Raw genomic sequence first — 24,318 nt, 5'->3', positions numbered from 1 at the left:
TCATTTTGTGTTTTAATATGCCGGATGTTGATTGGTTATATTGAAGCGTGACGTGAGGTTCTCGCATGACCCCGGAACAACATGAACAGTTGATCGATCACCTCTTTAAGCGCATCAACCTGCGCGGCGATCTCGGAACACAGCCCCCAGCGGAACCGGAAGGTCAACCCGGTCCGCGCGGTCGGAGCGGCAAGCGTCCGATGGAGCATGTGGACCCCTTCGCCCTGGATGAATCCTCCTCGGACAAGCCGTTACCGGACAGGGTATCCCCCTGATTCCGGTCTGGGCGGGATATCCCCCTGATTCCGGTCTGGTCTGGATTCCCCGGATTCCCGCGCCTGGCGGGATATCCCCCTGATTCCGGTCTGGTCTGGATTCCCCGGATTCCCGCGCCTGGCGGGATATCCCCCTGATTCCGGTTTTGCGGGGGATCCCCCCTGAGGTTGGCCGTTCCCCGATTCTGTCCATCCTGCTGATCCTGGTCGATGTCGTTCCGTCCCCTTTTGTATCCGCGCTTATGAGTGAACCGGTCTGTTTTTCTCCTTGCGTCGCGATACGGATGCCGGTTCTCGAATTCTTCTGTCAGGGCCGCTCCGGCTCACCGATCAACTCCTCCCCGCGAAAGATCCAACCCGCTTGTCGCAACGTCGAGGCCGGGATCATGGTCAGGCTCGGATCCATGGCCTCGATCGCCTGGTCGAGATGTCGAACCAGCTCCCGCGCGTGTGGATTGACCACCCCTTCACCCTCCCAGATGGTGACGTTGAAGACGTGATAGAGCGGATAGCGCCCTTCGGTGAGGGCGGCTACGTCGTTGGGGGCGATGCCGTCGAGGACGACCGGTTTGGCGCGTCCGTTCTGTCGGAACCGATCCACATGCCAGAGCGTTTCGTAGCCGATGGCGCCACGTTGCGCCAGAATGCGCTGGAGCATGTCGGCAATGGTGCCCACTTCTTCCATGCGCGGGCTGAAATCGTCCGGGTCCGGGAGCAGCGCCCGCCAGTGACCGGGCCGAAGCTTGCAGTGCAACCTTCCGATGGGCTGAATGTCCCAGGCCGGACCGATCTGTCCGCTCCGGTCGCTGATCTGGGTCCATTGGCGGTGTTGCCCCTGGAAGATCTCCTTGACCTGTGGGATGGTCAGATCGCCGATCGGATTGTCCGGATGGAGCAGAATGGCGATGCTGGCGACCCCCAGCGTGTGGAAGGTGAGCCCCGGCAGCCGGTCGCTCTTGCCGGGCGGACAGCAAAAGCCGGCGATATCCACCGCCTTGCGGCTGATCAACCCCGCCGAGGTGCCACAGGTTCCCTCGCGCACGCGGATGTCGAGTTGGTTGGCGTGGGCGTACCGGGTGATGGTTGGGAGCAGCAGTTGATGGATCTGTTGATCGAGCATGATCACCAGATCGCCCCCCTGTCCCCAGCGATCCGGACGGATCGGTTGGGCGACCCAGGATGGCAGTTGGGGGAAGGTTTGATCCGGCGCGCAGAAGGCCCGGTCCAGTGCCTTCAAGACCGCCTGTTCGGCCTCGGAGGCACTGGTGACCCGAGGCGGTTCCCTTTCGGAGACCAGACTGGCCTGGGCAGGCAGGGCGGGAAGGATCCACCATCCCACGGTCAGCCACAACCACAGCAGATGGGTCTGTCGGATCATGGTCCCTCCTCCATCACCCAGGGCGAGAAGAAGCGCACCGTGTCGCGTCCGGCATCTTTGGCCTGATAGAGCGCCTTGTCGGCCTTGTCGATCAGATCGTCCATTTCGTCCCCGTCGCGTGGATAGAGGCTCACCCCGATCGACGAGGTGACGTTGATCTTGTTGCCGAGCAGCGTGAATTTTCGCCCCAGGGATTTCAACATCTTTTTGGCGACCTTGCGTACCTGGCTTCCGTCGGTGACATTGGTCAAAACGGCGGAGAACTCATCGCCGCCGAGTCGGGCCACGGTGTCGCTTTCGCGCACGCAAGCGCGCAAGCGCGTGGCCACCTCCTGCAACAGTTGATCCCCGGCGGCGTGTCCCAACGTATCGTTGATGTGCTTGAAGTGATCCAGGTCAAAGAGCATCACCGCCACCATCTGTCCATGCCGGCGTCCCTGGGCCAGGGCCTGATGCAGACGGTCGTGGAACAGTTGGCGGTTGGGCAGGTGGGTGAGGGGGTCGTGAAAGGCTAGATGCATAAGCCGGTTTTCGGTTTCCCGGCTCTGGGTGATGTCCCGTTCCAGACAGACGATCCGCTCGGTGCGTGCGGTGGCGTCCAGGATCGGCAGGGTGAAGAGTTGGGTGTGGCGCGGTTGGCCTTCGGCGTCGCGGCTGGAGAGGCAGATGGTGTGCGACTCCCCGCTCTCGGTGGTGACGCGCAGGATGCATTGACTGTTTTCCGGGCCTTCGCACCCCTGACAGGCGTACAGCTTGTCGTGGAGCAGTTCGTGGCAGCGCTCGCCGACCACCCGATGGCGGGGGAGGTTGAGTTGTTCCAGAAAGACCCGGTTGGCCTCGCGGATCAGATGGGTTTCGCGCTCGATGACGCAGATGGCCTCCTGCATGCTGTTGAGAATGGCATCGGTGAGCGATTTTCCTCGTTGCAGGGCGTTTTTTTGCGCCTGGATGGCATGGATATGGGCACGGGTTTCCAGAGCGATGCGGATGCGGGAGACCAGTTCCAGGGGGCGGATCGGCTTGTTGACGAAATCGACCGCCCCGAGTTGAAAACACGCCTGAATCAGGGATTCGTCGGTCTCCCCGGTGATCATGATGACCGGGATCTCCTTGAGGTGCGGTGCGGCGTGGATTTTTTTGAGCAGGGTGATGCCGTCGATCTCCGGCATGTTCACATCCAGGAGCAGGAGATTGGGCGGCGAGGTTTCCAGTTTGGCGATGAGGTAAGGGGATTCCAGCAGAAAATCGACCGTGTGGCCGGCATTGGCCACCAGTCGGGCGATCTGCTCGATGGTTTGACCATCGTCATCCACCACCAGAATGCGTGCCATGATCGGAGTGCTCTCCCTGAAACGGGTGGTTGGGGTGCCGAGCGTTATTCCGAAGGGATTAATCTTGTTAACTTGACACAGAGAGCGGGTGTGGATCAAGTCCTTTTATAGGGTTATGATGAATGGTCGGGATCATTTTTGGGTGATCTGTGGGGGGAGGGGGCGTGCCTCCTGTCAATTTTCATCCTTGCGGGTCAGATTCAAATGGTCCAGCCCGGCAGAGAGATCCCGATTCTTGGCATCCTTGCCCTCGAGTTTGATCCGCAGACGCAATTCGTTGGCCGAATCGGCGTTGCGCAACGCATCCTCGTAACCGATCAAGCCGGCTTCGTGCAGATCGAACAACGCCTGATCGAAGGTTTTCATCCCCAGTTCGTTGGACTTTGCCATCGCCTCCTTGATGCCGGCCACCTCGCCCCGAAAGATCAGATCCGACACCAGCGGTGACTTCAACAGGATCTCGATCGCCGCCACCCGTCCGCCACCCTGCCGCTTGATCAACCGCTGCGACACGATCGCACGCAGGTTCAAGGAGAGATCCATCAGAAGTTGTTGACGTTTTTCGGACGGAAAGAGATTGATGATCCGGTCCAGGGCCTGGTTGGCGCTGTTGGCATGCAGGGTCGAGAGGGCCAGGTGACCGGTCTCGGCGAAGTTGATGGCGTGCTCCATGGTCTCCTGGTCGCGGATTTCGCCGATCAGGATCACGCTCGGCGCCTGACGCAGGGTGTTCTTCAAGGCTGCATGCCAGCTCAAGGTATCGACCCCCACCTCGCGCTGGGTGATCAGACAGTTCACATGCGGATGAACATACTCGATCGGATCCTCGATGGTGATGATGTGGTCGTGGCTGTCGCGGTTGCGGATGCCGAGCATGGCGGCCAGCGTGGTGGACTTGCCCGATCCGGTCCCGCCCACCACCAGAACCAGACCGGTCTTGCTCATCACCACCTCTTTCAACACCGGCGGCAGTCCCAGTTGATCGAAATCCGGGATCGTGGTGGTGATGGTGCGTAGCACCATGCCGGCCTGTCCCTGCTGCATGAAGGCGTTGACGCGGAATCGTCCCACACCGGGGGGATTGATGGCGAAGTTGCACTCCTTGGAGGTTTCGAACTCCTTGACCTGGCGATCGTTCATGATCGCCCGGACCAGAATCAGACTCTGGGCGGCATCCAGGGGGGTGCGGTTCAAGGGGGTCATCTTGCCGTCGAGCTTGGCCGCGGGCGGAAATCCGGCGCTGATGAACAGATCCGATCCGCCGCGCTTGAGCATGGTTCTCAAGGCGTCGAGCATGAACTTGATGGCCTGGTCACGTTCCATGGTGTGGGTCCTGACAGGGGTTGGGTGGTGAAAAACGCAAAATCCCGGTTCATGTTTTCAATGAACCGGGATACGTTTTAATATAAACCAGGATATGATTCAACGACACCGGTCGCCGTTCTGGTGTGGCTATTTCAGCAGCGCCTTGATGTTCGGGGTGAGCGGTATGCTGTAGTCGCTCGAGGCCATCACCACGCCATCCGAGGTGCGCACCAGCTGGGCGTTGACATAGACCCGGTTTTTGGCGGTCACATAGCTTCCGGCCAGTACCGCCGAGACCTTGTGGGTTTTCTTGATCTCCTTGGCCTCCTGGGAGAGCACGAACTGTCCGGCTCCCTTCTTCAGGAGGATGTCGCTGCGCAGGGTCAGTTCCACCACCGAATGGCCGGCCTGGGTGAAGCGGGTGGCCATCTGCTTGGCGAGCATCCGTCCGAGGGGCGAGCTTTTTTCCATGTTGCTCTCCTCCACGAACGAGGCGGGGAGGATCACTTCGCGGGCATGGAGCCGTTCGCCCACGGTTTGCAGCATCACCTCGGCGGCCTGTTGGGCCACTTCGCCGGGTTCCACCTCCGGGGTGGAGGTGAGCGGCACCGACACCAGCGGATACCCCTCCTGGCCCGGGTTGGTGGCGCAGCCGCCGGCGACGAGCAGGACGATCGCCAGGGCGGGGGTGGCGCATCTTGCCAGGGAGTTCCGGAAGGGGGATCCCCGGTCGGGGGATGTGGGGGTTCTCTCCCCATCGTGCAGGTTCGGGAGCGGGCGTTTCATCGCGTGACCACCGGCATGTTGGTGCCGCCATTGGTGTTGATCAACAGATCACGGGTCGAGCCGTTGACCGGCACCTTGGCATCCACCGAGGCGAGCACCTGACGGCTGTTCAAGGCGATCATGCGCGAGGTGAAATCCAGGGTGTCGCGGGTTTCGGTGTAGGTGCCGGTGACCACCGCGTAGGCCTTGTTGTCGTGGCTGATCTTTTCGATGTCGCGGGAGAGGATGAACTCACCCTGATCCTGACGGATGGCCAGGCTCTTGCGAAGTTTGGGCTCGACCACGGTGAAGCCCTGCTGGGTCAGGCGCGAGGCGACGTGATCGGCGATCAGGTTGCCCAGTTCCGAGGTGCTGTCGAGCTGGCCGCGACTGACGAAGCTGGTCACCAGGATCGGCTTGCGCTGGTGGAACGAGGGGTGATTCTTGCGCAGTTCCGCCACCAGGGCGTCGGTCAGGGCGTGACTCATGCGGATGAGATCCACTTCGCTCTGAACGATGGACGAACCGCCGGACGGTTGACCTTGGAACCCGGGGGCGCATCCACCCATCAGGGCGGCGAGCAGCAGAGTGGCGAGACCGGAGTGGATTTTCTTCATGAGTCGAATTCCTCGCAGGGCAGAATGCTTATTTGAACCCGTCCTTGATGTTGGCCTTTTCACGGGCGGCCTCTTTGGTGATGAGTCCCTTGTTCAGGAGTTCTTGCAAGCATTGTTCCAAAGTTTGCATGCCCATGCCGCGTCCGGTCTGGATGGACGAGTACATCTGCGCGATCTTGTTTTCGCGGATCAGGTTGCGGATCGCCGGGGTGGCGACGAGGATCTCGTGGGCGGCCACCCGGCCTCCCCCCTTCTTTTTCAACAGGTTTTGAGAGACGATGGCGCGGATCGATTCGGAGAGCATGGTGCGGATCATCTCCTTTTCGGCAGCGGGAAACACATCCACCACCCGGTCGATGGTCTTGGCCGCCGAGGTGGTATGCAAGGTTCCGAAGACCAGATGTCCGGTTTCGGCGGCGGTGAGCGCCAGGCGAATGGTCTCCAGATCGCGCATTTCCCCCACCAGGATGACGTCCGGATCCTCGCGCAGGGCCGAACGGAGCGCCGCCGAGAAGCTGCGCGTGTCGCGATGCACCTCGCGCTGGTTGATGAGACATTTTTTTGACTCGTGGACGAATTCGATCGGATCCTCCATGGTAAGGATGTGACCGTATTCGTTTTTGTTCTTGTGGTCGATCATGGCGGCCAGGGTGGTGGATTTGCCCGAGCCGGTAGGCCCTGTCACCAGCACCAGACCGCGCGGGGTGGCGGCGAACTCCTTGAAGATCTCCGGGGCGCCGAGTTGCTCCAACGAGAGGATCTCCGAAGGGATGGTGCGGAACACCGCCGCCGGACCGCGATGTTGATTGAAGGCGTTGACGCGGAAACGGGCCAGATTCGGCACCGCGAACGAGAAATCGCATTCGTACTCCTCTTCGTAGGTTTTCCGCTGCTTGTCGTTCATGATATCATACACCATGCCCTTGACCTCATCGGTGGCCAGGGGGGGCACGTCGATGCGCCGGATCTCGCCATCCACGCGGATCAACGGCGGCATGCCGGCGGAGATGTGCAGGTCCGAGGCCCGGTTGCGCACGGAAAAGGCCAGCAGTTCAGCGATATCGACTTTTTTGGACATGGTGCCTCTTTAAAGGATGGAGTCCGGATCAGGGGCGGCGCGACCCGGTTCAAGGGGCTGTCACCCGTAGTTCAAGGTTTCATTATAGGCCTATTTCCGCCAGTCGGGCAACTTGCGGTATCCAATTTTTGACGCCACCGGACGTGGCTGGCGGGTTGGGAAGCATGACGTTGGCACGACTTCAACCATGAGAATGTGAACCTCGAACATTCACCTGGACCACAGATTCATTCATCCCCATAAAAAGGAGCACGATAAGGACCATGGCACTGGACACGGATCGCACCAAGGCGCTGGAAGCGGCCATCTCGCAGATCGAGCGGCAGTACGGCAAGGGATCCATCATGCGCATGAGCGCCGCCGCCGCCGCGGATGTTCCGGTCTTTTCCACCGGCTCGCTGAGCGTGGACCTGGCCCTGGGCATCGGCGGGCTGCCGCGCGGGCGTGTGGTGGAGGTGTTCGGTCCCGAGGCTTCGGGCAAGACCACCCTGGCGTTGCATGTGGCTGCCGAGGTGCAGCGCGCCGGAGGCGTGGCCGCTTTCGTGGATGCCGAGCACGCCCTCGACCCGGCCTATGCGCGCAGGCTCGGGGTGGACATCGACCAGTTGCTCATCAGTCAGCCGGATACCGGCGAGCAGGCGCTGGAGATCGTGGATATGCTGGTCCGTTCCGGCGCGGTGGAGTTGGTGGTGGTGGACTCGGTGGCTGCCCTCACCCCCAAGGCCGAACTCGAAGGCGAGATGGGCGACTCCCACATGGGATTGCAGGCCCGCCTGATGTCCCAGGCGTTGCGCAAACTGACCGGTTCGATCAACCGTTCCCAGTCCGTGGTGCTGTTCATCAACCAGATCCGTCAGAAGATCGGCGTGATGTTCGGCAATCCGGAAACCACCACCGGCGGCAACGCCTTGAAGTTCTACGCCTCGGTGCGCCTCGACATCCGCCGCGTGGCCGCTCTCAAGGACAAGGAGCAGGTGGTCGGCGCGCGCTGCAAGGTGAAGGTGGTCAAGAACAAACACGCCCCGCCGTTCCGCACCGTGGAGTTCGACATCAACTACGGCGAGGGAATCTCCCTGGAAGGGGAGGTGCTCGACATGGCCGTGGACGAGAAGATCATCGAAAAATCCGGGGCCTGGTTCTCCCTGGACGGCGATCGGATCGGTCAGGGTCGGGAGAACGTCAAGCAGTATCTGCGCGACAACCGCGAGATGCTGTTCTCCCTCGAAGACCGGCTGCGCGCCCATTTCGGTCTGGCGCCGAAACGCGGCGGTGGGGAAGGGGGCGCGATGGCCTTTGGCGCGGCCACGCCCAAGGGGGGCGGAGGCAAGGGTGGGGGACGCTCCTCCAAGCCGGCGGGGCGCGCCTCGGGTGGGGATGAGGGCGGCTACGAATCCGATGGAGGGGATGGTTGAATCCTGAATCCGGCGTCATCATCGACGCACCTCTGCGTCAGGAGCTTGAGAGCCGCTATCTGGCCTATGCCCTCTCGACCATCATCAGCCGTTCGCTGCCCGATGTGCGCGACGGACTGAAACCGGTTCACAGGCGTATCCTGTTCGCCATGCGCGCCTTGAACCTCGATCCGGGGTCGGCCTTCAAGAAATCGGCTCGCGTGGTCGGCGACGTGATCGGCAAGTTCCATCCCCACGGCGATCAGGCCGCCTACGACGCGATGGTCCGGCTGGCCCAGGAGTTCGCGGCGCGCTATCCCCTGGTGGATGGCCAGGGGAACTTCGGCAACATCGACGGCGATGGCGCGGCGGCCATGCGTTATACCGAGGCGCGCCTCACGCTGGCTGCCCGCGCCATGCTCGAAGATCTCAACTTCGACGTGGTGGATTTCACCGCCACCTACGACGGCTCCCTGGAAGAGCCCACCGTGTTGCCGGCCCGGTTTCCGAACCTGTTGGCCAACGGATCCACCGGCATCGCCGTGGGCATGTCCACCTCCATCCCGCCCCACAACGTCGGCGAGATCCTCGACGCCTGCCTGCACCTCATCCAGAAACCGGAAAGTCGTGTCGCGGATCTGCTTCCCATTCTGCCGGGTCCGGATTTTCCCACCGGAGGGGTGCTGATCGCCGACGCCTCCGAACGGCTGGCGGTCTACGAGAGCGGGCGCGGCTCGCTCAGGCTGCGGGCCCGCATCGTCAAGGAGGATCTGCCGCGCGGCATGTGGCGGCTGGTGGTCACCGAGATTCCCTACCAGATCAAGAAATCCCAGCTCATCGAGCGGATCGCCGAACTGATTGTGGATCACAAGTGCATGTTTCTGGAAGACGTGCGCGACGAGTCGGACGAAAAGGTGCGCATCGTGCTGGAGCCGCGCTCCAACCGCATCGATCCGGAGATGGTGCTCGCCTATCTCTACAAGAACACCGATCTGGAAACCCGCGTCACCATCAACTTCAACGTCATCGACCAGGGGCGTCCCCATGTGCTCGATCTGGTCGGACTGCTCAAGGCGTGGCTCGATCACCGCTTCACGGTGCTCGGACGGCGCGCCCGCTATGAGTTGGCCCGCATCGGCGAGCGGTTGCACCTGTTGGCCGCCTATCTGATCGTCCATCTGAACATCGACGAGGTGATCGCGATCATCAAGGAGCACGACGAACCGGCTCCGGTATTGATGAGCCGGTTCATGCTCGATCGGGAGCAGGCCGAGGCGGTGTTGAATCTCCGCTTGCGGTCGTTGCGCCGGCTCGAGGAGATGGAGATCCGCAAGGAGGTGACCGAGAAGGAGGCGCGCGCCAGGGAGTTGACCGCCATGCTCGCCGATGATCGGCTGATGTGGCGGGAGATCGAAAAGGAGTTGCTGCGCACCCGGTTGGAGTTTTCCGATCCGCGCCGTACCGAGCTGGCCGACGCGCCGCCCCCGGAGGTGGTGTTGAAACCCGAGGATCTCGCCCCGCGCGAGGCGGTGACGGTGATCCTGTCGCGACTGGGCTGGGTGCGCACGGTGCGCGGTCATGAGGAGATCGTGGCCGACAAGTTGCGTTTCAAGGGTGAGGACACCCTCTTTGCGGCCATCCATGCTCATGCCAACGATCAGATCACCTTCATCACCGCCTCGGGCAAGGCCTATTCGATCCTGGCCGACCGTTTGCCGACCGGCAAGGGGTTCGGCGATCCTTTGACCGTCCTGTTCAACATCGAGGGCGGGGATGCCGTCGTCTGGATGATGGCGGTGGATCCGGACAAGGAGTATTTCGTGGTCACCCGGCGCGCCCAGGGATTCCGGGTGCCGGGCGCGGACCTGATCGCCAGCCGGCGCGACGGCAAACAGTGGCTGGTGTTGAAACCCAACGACGCCCTGATCCACCTCCATCCGGTCAAGGGGAGTCTGGTGGCGTCGATCTCGCGGGGTCGCAAGCTGCTGGTGTGCGATCTGGAGGAGTTCCCGGTGCTGTCGCGCGGTCAGGGGGTGCGGATTCAGTTTCTGCTCTCCGACGAGGTGCTGATGGATGCGATCACCTTCCGACCCGAGGATGGGATGACCCTGGATACCGGCAAGAAACAGAAGCAGTTCCTGGATGTCACCCTGTGGCGCGGACGACGGGCCACCCGCGGGGCGATGCTGCCGCATGGTTTTCTGGCCGGCGCGGTCTTTGCCGGCAGCGGCGTCTCGTCCTGGGAGGCGGGTCGCGGCTATACGCGCGAGATGTTTTGATCGTGATCCGATCCCGACCCCGCCGGACAGCCCAGACCGTCGCCGGGGGGCGTGGCCGACTTGCCTGACGGGGGATCCTCCTCACCCCCGATCGTGGAGCTTCCCTTTGGGCGTTCCACGGGACCACCGTCATTCCTGCTGCAGGTGCCCTGTAATCTGCGACCATGCGCGACAAACTCCTCTCCCTGCTGGCTTCCCTCACATGGACCCTGCTTCTGGCCGGCTCCCTCTTTTGGAATGTCCGCGACGCCGAAACCCGAATGCGGGAGGATCTGCTGCGTTTCGCCCGGATGTTCGCCGACGAGCGGATCAATACCCACCTGTGGCTCTCCCGACAGGGCGGGGTCTATCTCAAGCCGGGCGACGAGGGGAACCTGGCCCCGGACCCTTACCTGAGTCCGGTCAACCGGGAGTTGCAGGCCAAGGATGGGGCGCGGCTGGTGCTGATCCATCCGACCAAACTGTTGCGTCAGATCGAAACCTTGCCCGGTTCCGGGCCGCCGGTTCATTACCACTTCGTGGCCCTCAAACCGATGCGCGCGGCCAATGCGCCGGATGACTGGGAGCAGACCGCCCTGCGCGATCTCACCCGGAGCGAGGAGGAGCGGTTCGACCTGATTCCCCAGGCCACCCTGTTTCGGTACCTGCGGCCTCTGGTCGCCGATCCCTCCTGTCAGGGGTGTCACGAAACCCAGGGCGTGGCCCCTTCCGGGCTTTTGGGAGCCGTCTCCCTGACGATTCCCGCGACCTTCCAGATCGAGCGGCTCCAGACCACCCGTCTGACGCAGACGTTCGGCCATGGGGTGGTCTGGGCCTTGGGAATCTGGGGAGTCGTCTGGTTCGGACGCTATCGCGTCCGCCAGGAGATGCTGCTGGAATACGGTCGCCAGGCGCTGTTGCTGGAAAAGAAAAACGCCGAGGAGACCGCCCGGGAAAAAAGCGAGCTGCTGAGCCAGTTGTTGCAGAAATCGGCCAAGCTGACCAAACAGAACAAGGAGTTGGAACTGCTCGGTCAGATCCGTTCGGTCACCAACCGGTTGTTGATCGATGCCCTGGAGCCGCTCTCCCTGACCGAACACCTGGAAGAGGCGATGTTTCTGATCACCGCCACCCCCTGGTTCGGCATTCAACCGCGCGGTTCGATCTTCTTGTTGGACGAGGCCGCCAATGAACTGGTGCTGGCCGTCCATCACCAGCTTTCCGATCCGCTGTTGACCTTGTGCGCGCGGGTTCCGTTGGGGAAGTGTCTGTGCGGACGGGCGGCACTCTCCAGGCAGATGGTCTTTTCGAGCCATCTGGAAGAGCGTCACGAAATCCGTTTCCACGGCATCGAGGAACATGGTCACTACTGTCTGCCGATTTTGACCGGGGAACGGCTGCTCGGGGTGTTGAACCTCTACGTGGCCCACAACCATGCGCCAACCACCGAGGAGGCCAACTTTCTCAAGGCGGTCACCAGCACACTGGCCGGGATCATCGTGCGCGCCGAACAGGATGAACAACTGGCCGAGGCCAAGCGGCACGCCGAAGAGGGAACCCGCGCCAAAAGTGCCTTCCTGGCCAACATGAGCCACGAAATCCGTACCCCGCTCCATGCGATTCTCGGCCTGGGTCACCTGTTGGAACGGACCGTGCTCTCCGATCAGCAGCGCGACTATCTGCGCAAGATCCGCTTCTCCTCGCAATCGCTTCTGAACATCATCGACGACATTCTCGATTTCTCCAAGATCGAGGCGGGTAAATTGACCATCGAATCGGTCCCTTTCCAGTTGATGGAGATCGTCCACAACGTCATCGATCTGCTCGAACATCGGGCCCGCGAAAAGGGGTTGGCCGTGCATGTGCGTGTGCCGGCAGATCTGCCGTGCGCCCTGCGGGGCGATCCTTTGCGGCTTGGACAGGTGCTCACCAATCTGATCGGCAATGCCGTGAAGTTCACCGAATCGGGCGAGATCACCATCCGCATCACGCCGCATTACCTCTCCGAGAAGTTCGTGGTCCACGGTTTCGAGGTCTCGGATACCGGTATCGGCCTCACCCCCAAGCAGCAGGAGGGGCTGTTTCAGGCCTTCAGCCAGGCCGATCCTTCGACCACGCGCCGCTTCGGGGGGACCGGTCTGGGGTTGGCGATCTGCGGTCAGCTGGTGCGGATGATGGGTGGCCGGATCTGGGTGGAGAGCGCGCCGGACCAGGGGAGCACCTTCGCGTTCACCGCCGCTTTCTGGCGTCAGGACGAGCGATTCCCGGAGCGCGCCTCGGACGGCGCGGCAACGGCTCCGGAGGATGCGGCGCGTCTCGAGGAGGCGTTGCAAGGCCTTCGCGGCGCGCGGGTTCTGGTGGTCGAGGACAACGACATCAACCAGCAGGTGGCCAGTGAGATCCTGGAATACTTCGGACTGGTGGTGACCCTGGTCGGGGATGGTCAGGCCGCCATCGAGGCGGTCGAGGCCATGCATCCGCCCTTCGCGATGGTCTTCATGGATGTGCAGATGCCGTTGATGGACGGTTATCAGGCCACCCGCGCCATTCGGCGTCTGCCGTCCGGACGTGCCCTGCCGGTGATCGCCATGACCGCCAACGCCATGTCCGGGGATCGGGAGAAGAGCCTGGAAGCGGGCATGGATGACCACCTGGTCAAGCCGATCGAAATGGCCGCGCTCAAAAGCTGTCTGGTCCGTTGGATCAAACCGGGTCAGGCTGGCGCCTCCGTTTCTGCGGAGCCGGATGTGATCGATCGGCCCGCGACGGAGATCGCCCTGCCGATCCTGCTGCCGGGGATCGATGTGGAGGAGGGGTTGGCACGGTTGGCCGGCAATCGCTCCCTGTTCGTCCGGCTGCTGATCGAGTTCGGAGCCCGTCACGCCCAGGCCGGTCGCGAACTGCGCGCCGCTTTGTCGCAAGGGGCGCATCCACGGGCCCGGACCCTCCTGCACGCCCTGGGCGGCATGGCGGGCAATCTTTCGGCGCATGATCTGCTGGCCGTGACCAACGCGTTGCGCCTGGCGATCGCGCGGGAGAACCATGCGGAGATCGACGGATTGCTGGACCGTTTCGATCAGCACTTGCAAACCGTGCTGGAATCGGTTTCTCTTCTTGACAGGGAACGCGAGGCGCACGCCACCGACGAACCGGACACGGTGTCTCTCCTGGATACGGAACGGGTCAGACCGCTGCTTGAGAGCCTGTGGAACCACCTTGTCGAGCATGATCTGGCTGCCAAGCGACGGTTGCCCGAATTGCGGGCGATCCTGCCGGGCGCGCGTTTTCAGGATGCGTTGCGGAGTTTGGAAAAATCGGTGAATCAACTGGATTTTGATGCCGCGCGGGCGCCCCTGGCGATCCTTGCGCGGCACTTCGGCCTGGCTTTGACAACGGGTGATACCCATGAGCATGAATCGTGAGCGACCGGTCATCCTGGTGGTGGATGACGAACCGATCAACATCGAGGTGTTGGATGAGATCCTGCGCCGCGATTATGGGGTGCGTTTCGCCACGAACGGGGTGATGGCCCTGGAAATGGCCATCAGGCACGATCCGGATTTGATTCTGCTCGATATCATGATGCCGGAGATGGATGGCCACGAGGTGTGTCGCAGACTCAAGGCCGATCCGCGCACCAAGCCGATTCCCGTGGTGTTCGTGACCGCCATGTGCGGCAAGGAGGACATCGTTGAGGGTTTGCGGCTCGGGGCCTACTACTACCTGACCAAGCCTGTCGATCCGCCGGCGATTCAGGCCGTGGTCGCCGCAGCCCTGAACGAATATGCCACCTACAGCGCCATGCGCGATGAGGTCAACCGCGCCGTCAGCACCTTCGGATTGCTGGAGTGTGGTCGATTCCGCTTTCGCACCCTGGAGGAGGCCCGTGCCCTGGCGGTGTTGTTGGCCAAGGCCTGTCCGGAGCCGGAAAAACGGGTGTTGGGGTTGACGGAGTTGATGGTCAACGCCGTCGAGCATGGCAATCTCGGCATCAGCTATCATGAGAAAAGCGCCTTGCACAAGCGCGGCGAATGGGTGGCCGAAGTGGCGCGTCGTCTGGCGCTGGCCGAGCATGCCGATCGTCACGCCACCGTCGAGTTCACCCGCCTCGCCGACGAGATTCACTTCCTCATCCGCGATCAGGGGGAGGGGTTCGATCCGCGCGCTTTCATGAAGATCGATCCGGAGCGGGTGTTCGACTCCCACGGGCGGGGGATCGCCATGGCCAACATGTTCAGTTTCGACGAGGTGCGTTATCTGGGCAAGGGCAATGAGGTTCTGGCCATGCTCAAGTGGGCGTCCGTGAAATAAAGATCGTAGCGCACGCTTTTGCCCTCGATCACCGCGTCCGCCACCCGTTCACCCAGGGGGATCGCCAGGCGGGGGCGTTTCACCACCACCCGTTGCCTCGCGATCCGCAACGCGGCGTCCACCAGCCCGTCCGCATCCCCATCCTCGCCCACCACCTGGCGCAGCAGGCGCATCTCCTTCTTGACCAGCGCCGCCTTGGTCCGCTCCGGATGCATGGGATCCAGATAGATCACATCCGGTCGCTGGCATGCGGAGTGATCGTTCAAGTGATGGGCAGCGTCGTCCTGAATCAGCGTCATGCGTTCCGACTCGGGAAGCGCGCTCTCCCGGGCACGTTTCAACCCATCCGCGAGCAGGGCATGGATCACCGGAGAGCGCTCCACGAAGGTGACCCGACACCCCAGGGCCGCCAACACGAAACCATCCCGTCCCAACCCTGGCGTGGCATCCAGAACCGACGGGCGCCACCCACCCTTCAGACCCACCGCGCGGGCGAGATCCTGCTTGATCCCCTCCTGACGCCGCGCCGTGGCGATCGTGGACGAGAAATCCACGCACACCGGTTCCCCGCGACCGCGATTGCGCGCCACCAGTTCCAGCCGTTCCGGACGGAGCGATAGAACCAGCCGCTCCCCGGTCTCGGCCCACGCCAGAAACGGTACGCCCAGACGTGCGGCCAACCGCTGGGCCGCGGGGATCGATTCCGGCTCCGGGGTCGTGACCACCAGGGACATGGGTCACGCCTTGCCGTTGGGGTCAGTATGGGGCATCCGGAACCGAGGGAGCGTTGCGAATGCGGGTGTGCGGGTCGGCATCACTTGCGCAGGAACACCTGGGTGCCATTCCACTCCGGCGGGGGCGGGTTGGCCTGGAACTGTTCGCAGCGGCGGATGTAGAGGGTGGCCAGGGTGCTTTCGGGAACCAGTTCCAGCAGACGCCGGCAGATTTCTTTCACCTCCTCCCAGCGTTGCGCCTGATAGAGTCCAATCACCGGGGCCCAGATTTCCAGCTCCCGCATGCGTGCTTCGGGCACCTGCAACGCCTCCGGTCCATCGCGCAATCCCAGCAGTTCATGCAGCTCCACCGGCTCCTTGACCCCTTTGGGGAGCACCTTGTCCACCATGCGGGTGACGAACTCCGGTCCGATCTGTTTGAGGACGGCGTTGGTGATGAGAATCTGCGAGCCGTAGATCGTGTTCAGGGCCTCGATGCGGGCCGCCTGATTCACGGTGGCGCCCATGGCGGTGTAATCCATGCGGTCCGTGGAGCCGATGTTGCCTACCACCGCTTCGCCGGTGTGCAGACCGATGCGGGTGAACATCTCCTTCTGACCGATCTGACGCCACTGTTCGTTCAGCTTCCGACTCGCCAGAGCGCATCCCAGGGCGGCGCGACAGGCGTGGGTGGCATGATCGTCCAGACGCGCCGGCGCGTTCCAGAAGGCCATGATCGAGTCGCCGATGTATTTGTCGATGGTGCCGTTGTTGTCGAAGATGGCGATGGTGAGGTGTTTGAGATATTCGGAGATCTTGTAGGTCAGATCCTCGGCGGACATGGTTTCCGACATCGAGGTGAAGCCGCTGACATCGGTGAACATCAAGGTCAGGGTGCGACGATCGCCTCCCAGGCCGACCCCCTTGCCCGATTCGATCAGTTGGTACACCAGGGCCTTGGGCACATACTGTCCGAAGGTGTTCAAGGCGCTCTTCATGGCGCCGATCGACTGGGTGAGCATTTTGATTTCGCTCACCGCCGAGGAGACCTTTACCGGACCGGTCAGTTGGAACTGGCGGATCCGTCCGGTTTCGGCCACCAGTTCCCGCAACGCCTTGCCGATGCGCACCGAGATGATCAGGATGATCGGCATGGCCAGGGCCAGGGCGATGGCGGCGAAGATCAGGCTGTTCTTGCCGGTTTCGGAAATCGGACCCAGGAATTCGCTTAATGGCACCGTGATGGCGATCTTGGTGTCCTTGGCGTATTTGTCCGGCACCGAGGTGATCTGGCCGATGTGTTTTTCGCCGTTGACCTCGAAGACCATGCCGTTTTTCCAGAAACCGTATTGATGGCGGAAAAACAGCTCGTTGACGATCGGATCGTGCAGGTCGGCAACCCGTCCGAGCACCAGGATCGGATTGCCGTTCTTTTCGTCCGTCGCGACGCGCATCGACTTGGAGGCGTCCGGGTGGGCGGTCAGTTCCCCCTTGCCGTTGAAGAAGAGGAGTTGACTGGATGCTGAAAATTTTTGTTGTTGCAGGAAGTGGGCGAAATGGCTGACGGTCATGTCCACCCCGAACACCCCGTCGATCTCGTCATCGCCCTGAAACCGTTGCGAGATGGTCACGCCCGGTTTTTTGCTGGAGCTGTAGACATACAGTTCCGACGCCTTGGCGCTCGTGGTCTCCAGGGCATTGATGTACCAGGGGCGTACCCGCGGGTCGAACTCGGTCTTCTCCAGGGGGTGAACGCCCAGGCTGAAGCCGTTTTTGTCCAGGAACACCCACCGTTTGCGCGGGATGTCCGGATCGTTGGCCAGAACGGTCATCACGCCGTATTGCGCCTCCTCGGGGGCATTCAGGGATTTCCGGAATTCGGCTTCCGGACCCAGATTCACCACATAGAAGAAGTCGCCGGTATCGTAACCGATGTAGACCGCGAACACCTGGGGATTGTGGCTGAGGATCTGGCGCAGATAGTCCTGGCTGGGGTGGAGTTTGTCCAGGGCGGGCAACTCCTTGATCGGTCGAATGCTGGTCACGATGTCGGTCAGGGAGAAGATCGGATCATAGGCGCGTTGGAACCGTTCGATGATCTTTTGATTGACCTGTTCCAGCAAGGCCTGGGCCGCCGAGATGGCGGTCGCGGAGTTGGCGGAATAGTTGTACCAAGTCAGGGCGCCGCACAACGTGCCGACCACCATCAGGAAGATGGAGAGCAGGTTGATGTGGAAGGGGATCCCTTTTTTGAACCAGTTCATGGAGCACCTTTGGAGGATGCAGGGGCGTCAGGGAGTGGGGTCGGAAAGTGCCTGGATGGATTCACGGGCCCGTTTTTCCGCCTCTCCGGCGGTTGTGCGCGTATGGGCGAGCCATGCGCCGCGTAGTTTTTCCTGGGCCTGCTTCTGGGCGTCGGGAACGTTCTGTGTGCTTTCCGGAAAGAGTTCCAACATCTCCTTCTGGCTGGCCAACTCGAGCGAGATCGGAACCTCGCCCAGAGATTTGCGCGCCAGGTCGAGTTTTTCACGGGCCAGGCTGATCTGTCCGGCATTCTGGATGTTCCAGGGAATCGAGAACCAGGGCGTGGTCAGAGTGGATTTTTCGGCGATCGCCTGGTGTGCCTGGTGGATCGCCTTGGTGGCGGCCTGGATCTCCGGCAATCCCTTGACCAGGATGGCATCGAAGAGGTGATTGATCAGTCCGTAACGATCCTTGGAGAGCATGACATCGAACGGCTGGGCGTTCAGGAGATCGCTGTTGGTGAATGGATTTGGATAGTTGCGCGGAGCCTGGTCGTAGACCGACGGATTGACCGGCAGGCGGCTGATTTCCGGGAGCAGCAGCAGTTTTTGCCCTTCCGGGGTGAGAAGAAAGTCGATGAACGCCTTGGCCGCCTTTGGATTGGCGCCGTTCTTGATCAGGGCGATGTTGGCGGGGACCAGCGAGGGGCGTTTGGGGGTGACGAAATCCACAGCGTATCCTGCCGATTCATTGGTCAGACCGTAAAAGTCGATCACCACCCCCGCGCCGGCGGTTCCGGCCACCACGGCATCCGGCACGTCGATGGAGTTGTTGGTGAATTGGCGCACATTGCCGGCCATTGCCTTGAGGAGCATCCAGCCGTTGTCCCAACCGTAGTTTTGCAGAATCGATTCCACCGTCATGTGGGTGGTGCCCGAAAGGGCCGGCGTGCACATGGCCAACTGACCGAAATAGGCCGGGCCGGTCAAATCTTCCCAATCCTTGGGATTCGGGATTCCGTGCAGGCGGGTGAAATGGTCGTTCCACATGATGCCATAGCTGGAGAGGGCGAAGCCGGTGAAGTGGAAATCGGCATCATGCACCAACTGCCCGCCGACCTGTTTGGCCACACCGGGGACGCTGGATTGATAGGGGAGCAGCAGGTCGTCGCCTGAGAGGATTTCGAAGGCATCCTTGGCCGATGCCCAGAACAGATCGGGCGCCTTGCCTTCGGCGACTCCTTTTTGAACCGCCTTGATGCTGGCTTCGGTTTTATAGCGGAGCAGCTCGATCTTGAGATCCGGATGGCGTTTCTCGAAGGCTTGTTGGAAGGGGTCGGTGGTGAATTTTGGAAACGGGGTGATGATCCGCAGCTTTTCCGTGGCCATGAGGCGGGCAGGGAGAAGCCACGTCAGCAGGAGCGCCAGGAGGGATGTGATGTGGATCCAGCGCGGAATGTGAGGATTCATTCTTATGATGCTCTGCCTGGGGCAATAAGTAAAGATGATGATGGGCGATCAGATTTTAAGATTCTGGGTACGTAACCAGTCGGTAAAAACCGGCAAGGCGTCATCCATGTCGAAATTGGTCAAGTGCGCTTGAACCTGGTCCAGCAGAGGATGCGTTTCAGACGGATCGAGAAGATCTCGCAATTTCTGAAGAATCCCCTCGGATTCAATATCGTTTTTTTGGATCATGAGCAAGAGTTTATAGGCAAGGGTAAGAATTTGTTCCTCACAAGAGACTTTTTCCGGACCAACCGGCTGGGCGGACGGGTTCTGAGCGACGCGCAACCGGCCAATGGCGGTGCCGACCGACTGGAAGGCGGTGTTGAGTTGTTCGAGCCAATGCAGGCGGGAGGGGGTGTCGATGGGGTTCCTGATGGCGGCTTCCAGCCCCTTGGCGACCTCGTGCAGATGTGTGGCGCCCAGATTGCCGGCTGTCCCCTTGAGGGTATGCAGGCTGCGCGCCAACCCTGCGTCCGGGGTGTCGGTCATCGCCGGGAGGTGAGCCTGGAGCGTTTGCACGATCGGGGCAAAGGTCTTCTCAAACTCTTCAAGGAGCAGCAACAACAAGGGTAGATCTCCATGCAGCCGTTCCATGATCGCCGGCATGTCGAAACCGGCCAGGTCGGGCCAACGCTCGGCGTCGTCCATGCCGACCAACGGCAGGGACGCAAGGGCGGTCGCCGGCTTGCCGCGCCCCGGAATCCAGCGCATCAGGGTGGCGAACAGGGCGGGGCGATCGATGGGCTTGGTCAGATGGTCGTTCAATCCGGCTCGCAGGGATTTTTCCCGATCCCCGCTCATGGCATGGGCGGTCATGGCGATGATCGGCAAGGCCGCCAGTTCCGGACGTTCGCGCATGCGGTGCGTCGTCTCATACCCATCCATGTCCGGCATCTGGAGATCCATCAGCACCGCCGCGTGTCGATTCGGATCCACCAGAGACAGCGCCTCCGCGCCGCTCGCGGCGCAATCGGCGGACAGACCGACCCCCTTGAGGATCTCCACGGCGATCAGGGTGTTGACGTGGTTGTCTTCAACCAGCAGGATCCGGTTCCCGGTCAGATGGGCGCGGGCGACCTCGATGGCCCCGGACGAGGTTGTCCGCTCCTGGGTGGGGGCATGGGCGGGCAGATGGATCACGGGCGCGGACACCGGGGGATAGGCGCGCTCGAAACGACTCGCGGCGCTGCGTTCGCATTCGATGGAGAAGCGGAACGTGGTGCCCGAGCCGGCTTGACTCTCCACCTGGATCCGTCCGCCCATCAATTCCAGAAGCTTCTTGCTGATCGCCAGGCCCAGTCCGGTGCCACCGTAGCGGCGGGTGATCGACTCATCCGCCTGGGAGAAGGGCGAGAAGAGCTTTTCGCATTGCGCCCGTGACATGCCGATTCCCGTATCGCGCACCGAAAAGTTGAGTTCCAGACGATGCGCGTCGATGTCCCGTCCCCAGGCTTGCAGGTCGATACCGCCTGATTCGGTGAACTTGATGGCATTGCCGATCAGGTTCATCAGGATCTGTTCGAGCCGCAGAGGATCGCCGAGCAGCGTGGTCTGGCACTCCGGAGCGATCTGCACGCGCAGGGTGAGTTTTTTTTCCGACAGGCGGGAGCGGAACAGTTCATGGAGATGATCGAGCATCGGTTGAATCCGGAACGTCTCCCGCGACAGGTCCAGACGTCCGGCCTCGATTTTGGAATAGTCAAGAATGTCGTTGATGATCCGCAACAGCGAACGGGCCGCCTGCAAGGCGATGTGCAGATGCATCCGCGCCGTATTCGGGAGCTGCTCCCCTTCCAGAACCAGATCGGTCAGACTGATGATGGCATTCATCGGGGTGCGGATCTCATGGCTCATGCTCGCCAGGAAGTTGCTTTTGGCCTGGCTGGCCTCGATGGCCACCTTTCTGGCCTGTTCGAGTTCGGCGGTCCGTTTTTCGACCTTCTTGTCCAACGAGGCGTTCAGATCCTTGAGTTCGTTCCGCGAGGCGCGGATTTGCGCCACCATGCGCTCCAGGGCGTGGGAGAGGGTGAGAATCTCATCCTGGCCGATGATGGGGATTTCGAGGTTTTCGTCACCCGAGCAGATGCGGTTGGCGGCCTGGGTCAGGGTGGTGATCGGGTGGGTAAACCGGGCGGAGAGTACGTAGGCGAGCAGCAGGCCGATCAGCACGCAGAGGCTCGCCACCAGGAGTTGCGAGCGCAGATGGGCCGCGAGTCGCTGGTGCAGCTCCTCCAGGGAGATCCCCAGGGCCAGCCATCCCAAGGGTTTGTTCGACTCCAGGGCGAGCACGCCGCCGATCCACAGGGTATCGGCATCGATGTGGACCGCGAGTCGATCCGAGAGCAGCAGGTTTTTCAGGAACGGATCCTTGGGGGGCAGGCCGAAGGAGCGGTTCTCCGGCGTGCCATCGACCAGGATCGATCCGGAAGGGTCCAGGAGCATGGTCTGCGCCACGTCGCGATGTTTGCGCATGGCGGACAGATGGTGACGCAAGGCCTGAAGGTCGAGGCGGTAGAGCGGATCGAGAAGGGATTCGGAGAGGGTGGCGAACAGTTGCCGGGCCTCGATGCGATGGCGCTCAAGCATCTGGTCGCGATGTTCGAGGATCGACAGGGAGGTCAGGGCCGCCGAGACCAGCAGGATGATCAGGGCGGTGAATCCGAGCAGTTTGAAGCGGATCCCGGACATCAGGGGATACCGAGGATCGAGAGGACCGCGGGACGGATCTGTTCCAACTGATGCAGGGTTTCCTCTGGAAGGGGATCGAAGCGGGTGGTGTTCTCGAAGGCTTTCAAGAGCGACTTCCCCGTCGGAGTCTGATCCATGCCGATCAGGGCGTCGATCAGGGCGTCGCGGGTTTCCGAAGCGAGTCCGGGCCGGAAATTGACCACATGGCGTGGCAGCGAGGGGGTTTGATGGATCACCCGCAGCCGCTCCTGTTCGGAAGGGGGACGGGAGAGCAGTTCATCCCAGGCAATGGCGCCGGCGGCGATCTTGCCGAAGAGCACCCAGACGATGGTGTTTTCGTTGGCGTTGGTGAACTGATAGCCGACCTGTCCGGGTTGGGTCTGGGCCTTGAGTCGGGAGGCGGGCACCATGTCGAGTCCGGATTCGGACAGGGCGATGCGCGGCAGCAGATAACCACTGGTTGAGTTGGGATCCTTGAAGCCGATGATCTCCCCCTCCAGATCGGTCAAGGATTGGATTTTGCTCTCGTTGCGCACGAAGATCAGGGATTCGTATTCCGGAATGTCGTGCTTCCAGCGTCGCAGGACCATCTCCGCGCCGCTCAGGCGGTTTACCCCCAGCGAGGAGAGGGGGCTGTCGATGTAGATGTCCACCTCGCCCAATCTGATCATCTCCGCCATGTGCCGGATGTCGCGGGCCACGATCACCCGTCCTTCGTCGAGACGGGGATAGCCGATGCGAGTTGCCAGGTATTGGGCGACCGGGGTGTATTGACGAATCTCCTTGACCGGTGTATTGCTGATGGTGCCGATGGTCAACGAGGCGGCCAGGACGGGGTGGGTCAGGGTCGTCATCAACCAGACCAGGATCCCCAGGACTGGGAGAACCTGCCTGGATGACAGGCCATGCATGCGGATGGGTTGGGAAATTTTATGCGTTCGTGGTGATGGGGTGAGGAGACAAACAGCCGGCTTGGCATGGCATGATGCATGCGTATCCTGGCCCCGTCGTATCATCCACTCTGTAAAGACCGTCAAAAGGGGTGTCTCCCTGGATGCCGGTCCCTTGGAATCGAGTGCTCAATGGACCGTTTTGCTCGTCTGTTCACATTGCAGTTCCAACTGGGAGAGCCGGCCAACCGGAATTCCCTCCCGATCCGGGAAGAGCAGTGGCGCGTCATCGATCGCACCATCGTCCTGTTCGGTCCTCCCGCCATCGTCAATCACACCTGGTCCCCAGGGATGATGGACCTGTTGTTCAACGGGGAGGAGGAGATCTGCGAGGCGTTGCTGGATTGATGCCAGCCGCTTCCGATCGGTTTCCGGTGTCATGCGCTCCTGGCTGGATGGAGACTTTGCGGTTTGTCTGATCAAATCGTGATGCACTCTCCTGTCCGCTCCAACAGGCCGGGATTCAGGCCGGGACGGATGCCACGCACTGGTCGCGCCTGAACGCGGATAACCTGGTTTGTGCGTTGCCCGTGCGCCACGCCTGGGCGGGGACACGGGCAAGGGTACGGAGCCCCCGGAACCGGGATTACCAGCCGGGCATCGGCATGCCGCCCGCCTTCGGGTCACAGGTCACGCCCTGATAGTGCCGTTCCAGTCCGCGATAGTAATCCTGGCAATTTTGACGCATGTAACCCGATTTCGGACACTGGTTCAACCCGTCCTCCACCATGCGCTTGCCCCAGGCGAGCCGTTCCAGACAGGCGCGGCGCCACTGTCCGGCGGGTGAATTGTCTGGAGGGATGGTGGATTTGGCCTGGGTGGCAGGGGCTGGAGCCGCGCTGGGAGCCGGAGCCGCCACGGGAGCCTGAGCCGCCACGGGAGCCTGAGTCGCCACGGGAGCTGGAGCCGCGACGGGCATTGGGGGCGTTGCCGCCTGAGCCGCCACGGGCATTGGGGGCGTTGCCGCCGGAGCCGCGACGGGCATTGGGGGCGTTGCCGCCGGAGCCGCGACGGGCATTGGGGGCGTTGCCGCCTGAGCCGCCACGGGCATTGGGGGCGTTGCCGCCGGAGCCGCGACGGGCATTGGGGGCGTTGCCGCCGGAGCCGCGCTGGGGACGATTTCTTGTTTCTGGCTCATGGCCGTCACCTCATGTCCGCTCGGTTCTTCGACCGGTGCCACGGTGAGGGAGGGATGCTGCGCGGGAGTCGGGGAGGTCGGAGCCGAAACGGCGGGAGTCGGGGAGGTCGGAGCCGGCGTGGGCGAGGGTTTGGCGGGCGCCGGTGTCTGGACTGGCGGTTTGGCCTGGCCATCGGACACGGGCTTTTCCGCGAGGGTGGCCTGGAGACGGTTCTGGAGCGCGGCGAGGCGCGCCTTGCCGTCAGGCAGCATGGGCGAAAAGTGGTTGAACAGGAAGAAGAAACCGATACCGAAGCCTATACCCAGGACAAACGGCGTGAATGTGCGGAAGATCCATTTGATAAATCTGAACAATGTTCTTCTCCTCG

At 62.0% G+C, this 24,318-nt stretch carries 18 protein-coding genes; 6 read left to right on the top strand and 12 right to left on the bottom strand.

The window, feature by feature from the left end:
- Positions 1–65: 65 nt before the first annotated feature.
- Positions 66–275 (top strand): hypothetical protein, encoded by a 210-nt coding sequence (locus ACOY6C_RS10000; RefSeq protein WP_420905329.1) that lies wholly within the window; start codon positions 66–68, stop codon positions 273–275.
- 307 nt (positions 276–582) lie between these two features.
- Here the strand turns inward: ACOY6C_RS10000 and ACOY6C_RS09995 are convergent, their stop codons facing one another.
- From ACOY6C_RS09995 to ACOY6C_RS09970, 6 genes are all read right to left on the bottom strand, one after another.
- Positions 583–1,653, bottom strand: coding sequence for a type 2 periplasmic-binding domain-containing protein (locus ACOY6C_RS09995; RefSeq protein WP_420905328.1), 1,071 nt, complete (start codon positions 1,651–1,653; stop codon positions 583–585).
- Complete coding sequence (locus ACOY6C_RS09990) at positions 1,650–2,984, bottom strand: two-component system response regulator (protein ID WP_420905327.1); 1,335 nt, start codon at positions 2,982–2,984, stop codon at positions 1,650–1,652. The genes ACOY6C_RS09995 and ACOY6C_RS09990 overlap by 4 nt, the downstream gene beginning before the upstream one ends.
- A gap of 174 nt (positions 2,985–3,158) precedes the next feature.
- Entirely contained in the window at positions 3,159–4,307 is a 1,149-nt protein-coding gene (locus tag ACOY6C_RS09985; RefSeq protein ID WP_420905326.1) for a PilT/PilU family type 4a pilus ATPase, read from the bottom strand.
- Between the two features lie 129 nt (positions 4,308–4,436).
- On the bottom strand, positions 4,437–5,075 hold the full coding sequence (locus ACOY6C_RS09980; RefSeq protein ID WP_420905325.1) for a FlgO family outer membrane protein: 639 nt from the start codon (positions 5,073–5,075) through the stop codon (positions 4,437–4,439).
- Positions 5,072–5,671: a FlgO family outer membrane protein gene (locus tag ACOY6C_RS09975; RefSeq protein ID WP_420905324.1), complete on the bottom strand. Its 600-nt coding sequence runs from the start codon at positions 5,669–5,671 to the stop codon at positions 5,072–5,074. Before ACOY6C_RS09975 ends, ACOY6C_RS09980 begins: the two co-directional genes overlap by 4 nt.
- A gap of 28 nt (positions 5,672–5,699) precedes the next feature.
- Positions 5,700–6,749 carry a type IV pilus twitching motility protein PilT gene (locus ACOY6C_RS09970; RefSeq protein ID WP_420905323.1) on the bottom strand — a complete coding sequence of 350 codons (1,050 nt, stop codon included), beginning with the start codon at positions 6,747–6,749 and terminating at the stop codon, positions 5,700–5,702.
- 263 nt (positions 6,750–7,012) lie between these two features.
- Between ACOY6C_RS09970 and recA the strand changes: the two genes are divergently transcribed.
- The 4 genes from recA to ACOY6C_RS09950 all read left to right on the top strand — a co-directional run bounded on the left by recA (position 7,013) and on the right by ACOY6C_RS09950 (position 14,709).
- A complete protein-coding gene (gene recA / locus ACOY6C_RS09965) occupies positions 7,013–8,161 on the top strand; it encodes a recombinase RecA (RefSeq protein WP_420905322.1) in 1,149 nt (382 codons plus the stop codon).
- Positions 8,158–10,419 carry a DNA topoisomerase IV subunit A gene (parC, locus tag ACOY6C_RS09960; RefSeq protein WP_420905321.1) on the top strand — a complete coding sequence of 754 codons (2,262 nt, stop codon included), beginning with the start codon at positions 8,158–8,160 and terminating at the stop codon, positions 10,417–10,419. The genes recA and parC overlap by 4 nt, the downstream gene beginning before the upstream one ends.
- Positions 10,420–10,583: 164 nt before the next feature.
- Entirely contained in the window at positions 10,584–13,820 is a 3,237-nt protein-coding gene (locus ACOY6C_RS09955) for an ATP-binding protein (protein WP_420905320.1), read from the top strand.
- Positions 13,804–14,709: a response regulator gene (locus ACOY6C_RS09950; protein WP_420905319.1), complete on the top strand. Its 906-nt coding sequence runs from the start codon at positions 13,804–13,806 to the stop codon at positions 14,707–14,709. Before ACOY6C_RS09955 ends, ACOY6C_RS09950 begins: the two co-directional genes overlap by 17 nt.
- Here ACOY6C_RS09950 and ACOY6C_RS09945 read toward each other — a convergent pair.
- The 5 genes from ACOY6C_RS09945 to ACOY6C_RS09925 form a co-directional block, all read right to left on the bottom strand.
- Positions 14,652–15,443 (bottom strand): class I SAM-dependent methyltransferase, encoded by a 792-nt coding sequence (locus ACOY6C_RS09945; RefSeq protein WP_420905318.1) that lies wholly within the window; start codon positions 15,441–15,443, stop codon positions 14,652–14,654. The genes ACOY6C_RS09950 and ACOY6C_RS09945 overlap by 58 nt on opposite strands.
- Before the next feature lie 80 nt (positions 15,444–15,523).
- On the bottom strand, positions 15,524–17,686 hold the full coding sequence (locus ACOY6C_RS09940) for an adenylate/guanylate cyclase domain-containing protein (protein ID WP_420905317.1): 2,163 nt from the start codon (positions 17,684–17,686) through the stop codon (positions 15,524–15,526).
- Between the two features lie 27 nt (positions 17,687–17,713).
- Positions 17,714–19,135: an ABC transporter substrate-binding protein gene (locus ACOY6C_RS09935; protein WP_420905316.1), complete on the bottom strand. Its 1,422-nt coding sequence runs from the start codon at positions 19,133–19,135 to the stop codon at positions 17,714–17,716.
- Positions 19,136–19,183: 48 nt separating this feature from the next.
- Positions 19,184–21,862: an ATP-binding protein gene (locus tag ACOY6C_RS09930; RefSeq protein ID WP_420905315.1), complete on the bottom strand. Its 2,679-nt coding sequence runs from the start codon at positions 21,860–21,862 to the stop codon at positions 19,184–19,186.
- Positions 21,862–22,716 carry a phosphate/phosphite/phosphonate ABC transporter substrate-binding protein gene (locus tag ACOY6C_RS09925; protein ID WP_420905314.1) on the bottom strand — a complete coding sequence of 285 codons (855 nt, stop codon included), beginning with the start codon at positions 22,714–22,716 and terminating at the stop codon, positions 21,862–21,864. The genes ACOY6C_RS09930 and ACOY6C_RS09925 overlap by 1 nt, the downstream gene beginning before the upstream one ends.
- Positions 22,717–22,944: 228 nt before the next feature.
- Between ACOY6C_RS09925 and ACOY6C_RS09920 the strand changes: the two genes are divergently transcribed.
- Entirely contained in the window at positions 22,945–23,160 is a 216-nt protein-coding gene (locus tag ACOY6C_RS09920; RefSeq protein ID WP_420905313.1) for a hypothetical protein, read from the top strand.
- Positions 23,161–23,398: 238 nt separating this feature from the next.
- On the opposite strand, the gene ACOY6C_RS09915 is transcribed toward ACOY6C_RS09920, so the two are convergent.
- On the bottom strand, positions 23,399–24,304 hold the full coding sequence (locus tag ACOY6C_RS09915; RefSeq protein WP_420905312.1) for a hypothetical protein: 906 nt from the start codon (positions 24,302–24,304) through the stop codon (positions 23,399–23,401).
- Positions 24,305–24,318: the final 14 nt, after the last annotated feature.

Source organism: Candidatus Magnetaquiglobus chichijimensis (assembly GCF_045865675.1).
GTDB classification, from domain to species: domain Bacteria; phylum Pseudomonadota; class Magnetococcia; order Magnetococcales; family Magnetaquicoccaceae; genus Magnetaquiglobus; species Magnetaquiglobus chichijimensis.
Note: the sequence above shows the minus strand (reverse complement) of the source record. Positions and strands in the feature narration are given on the sequence as shown.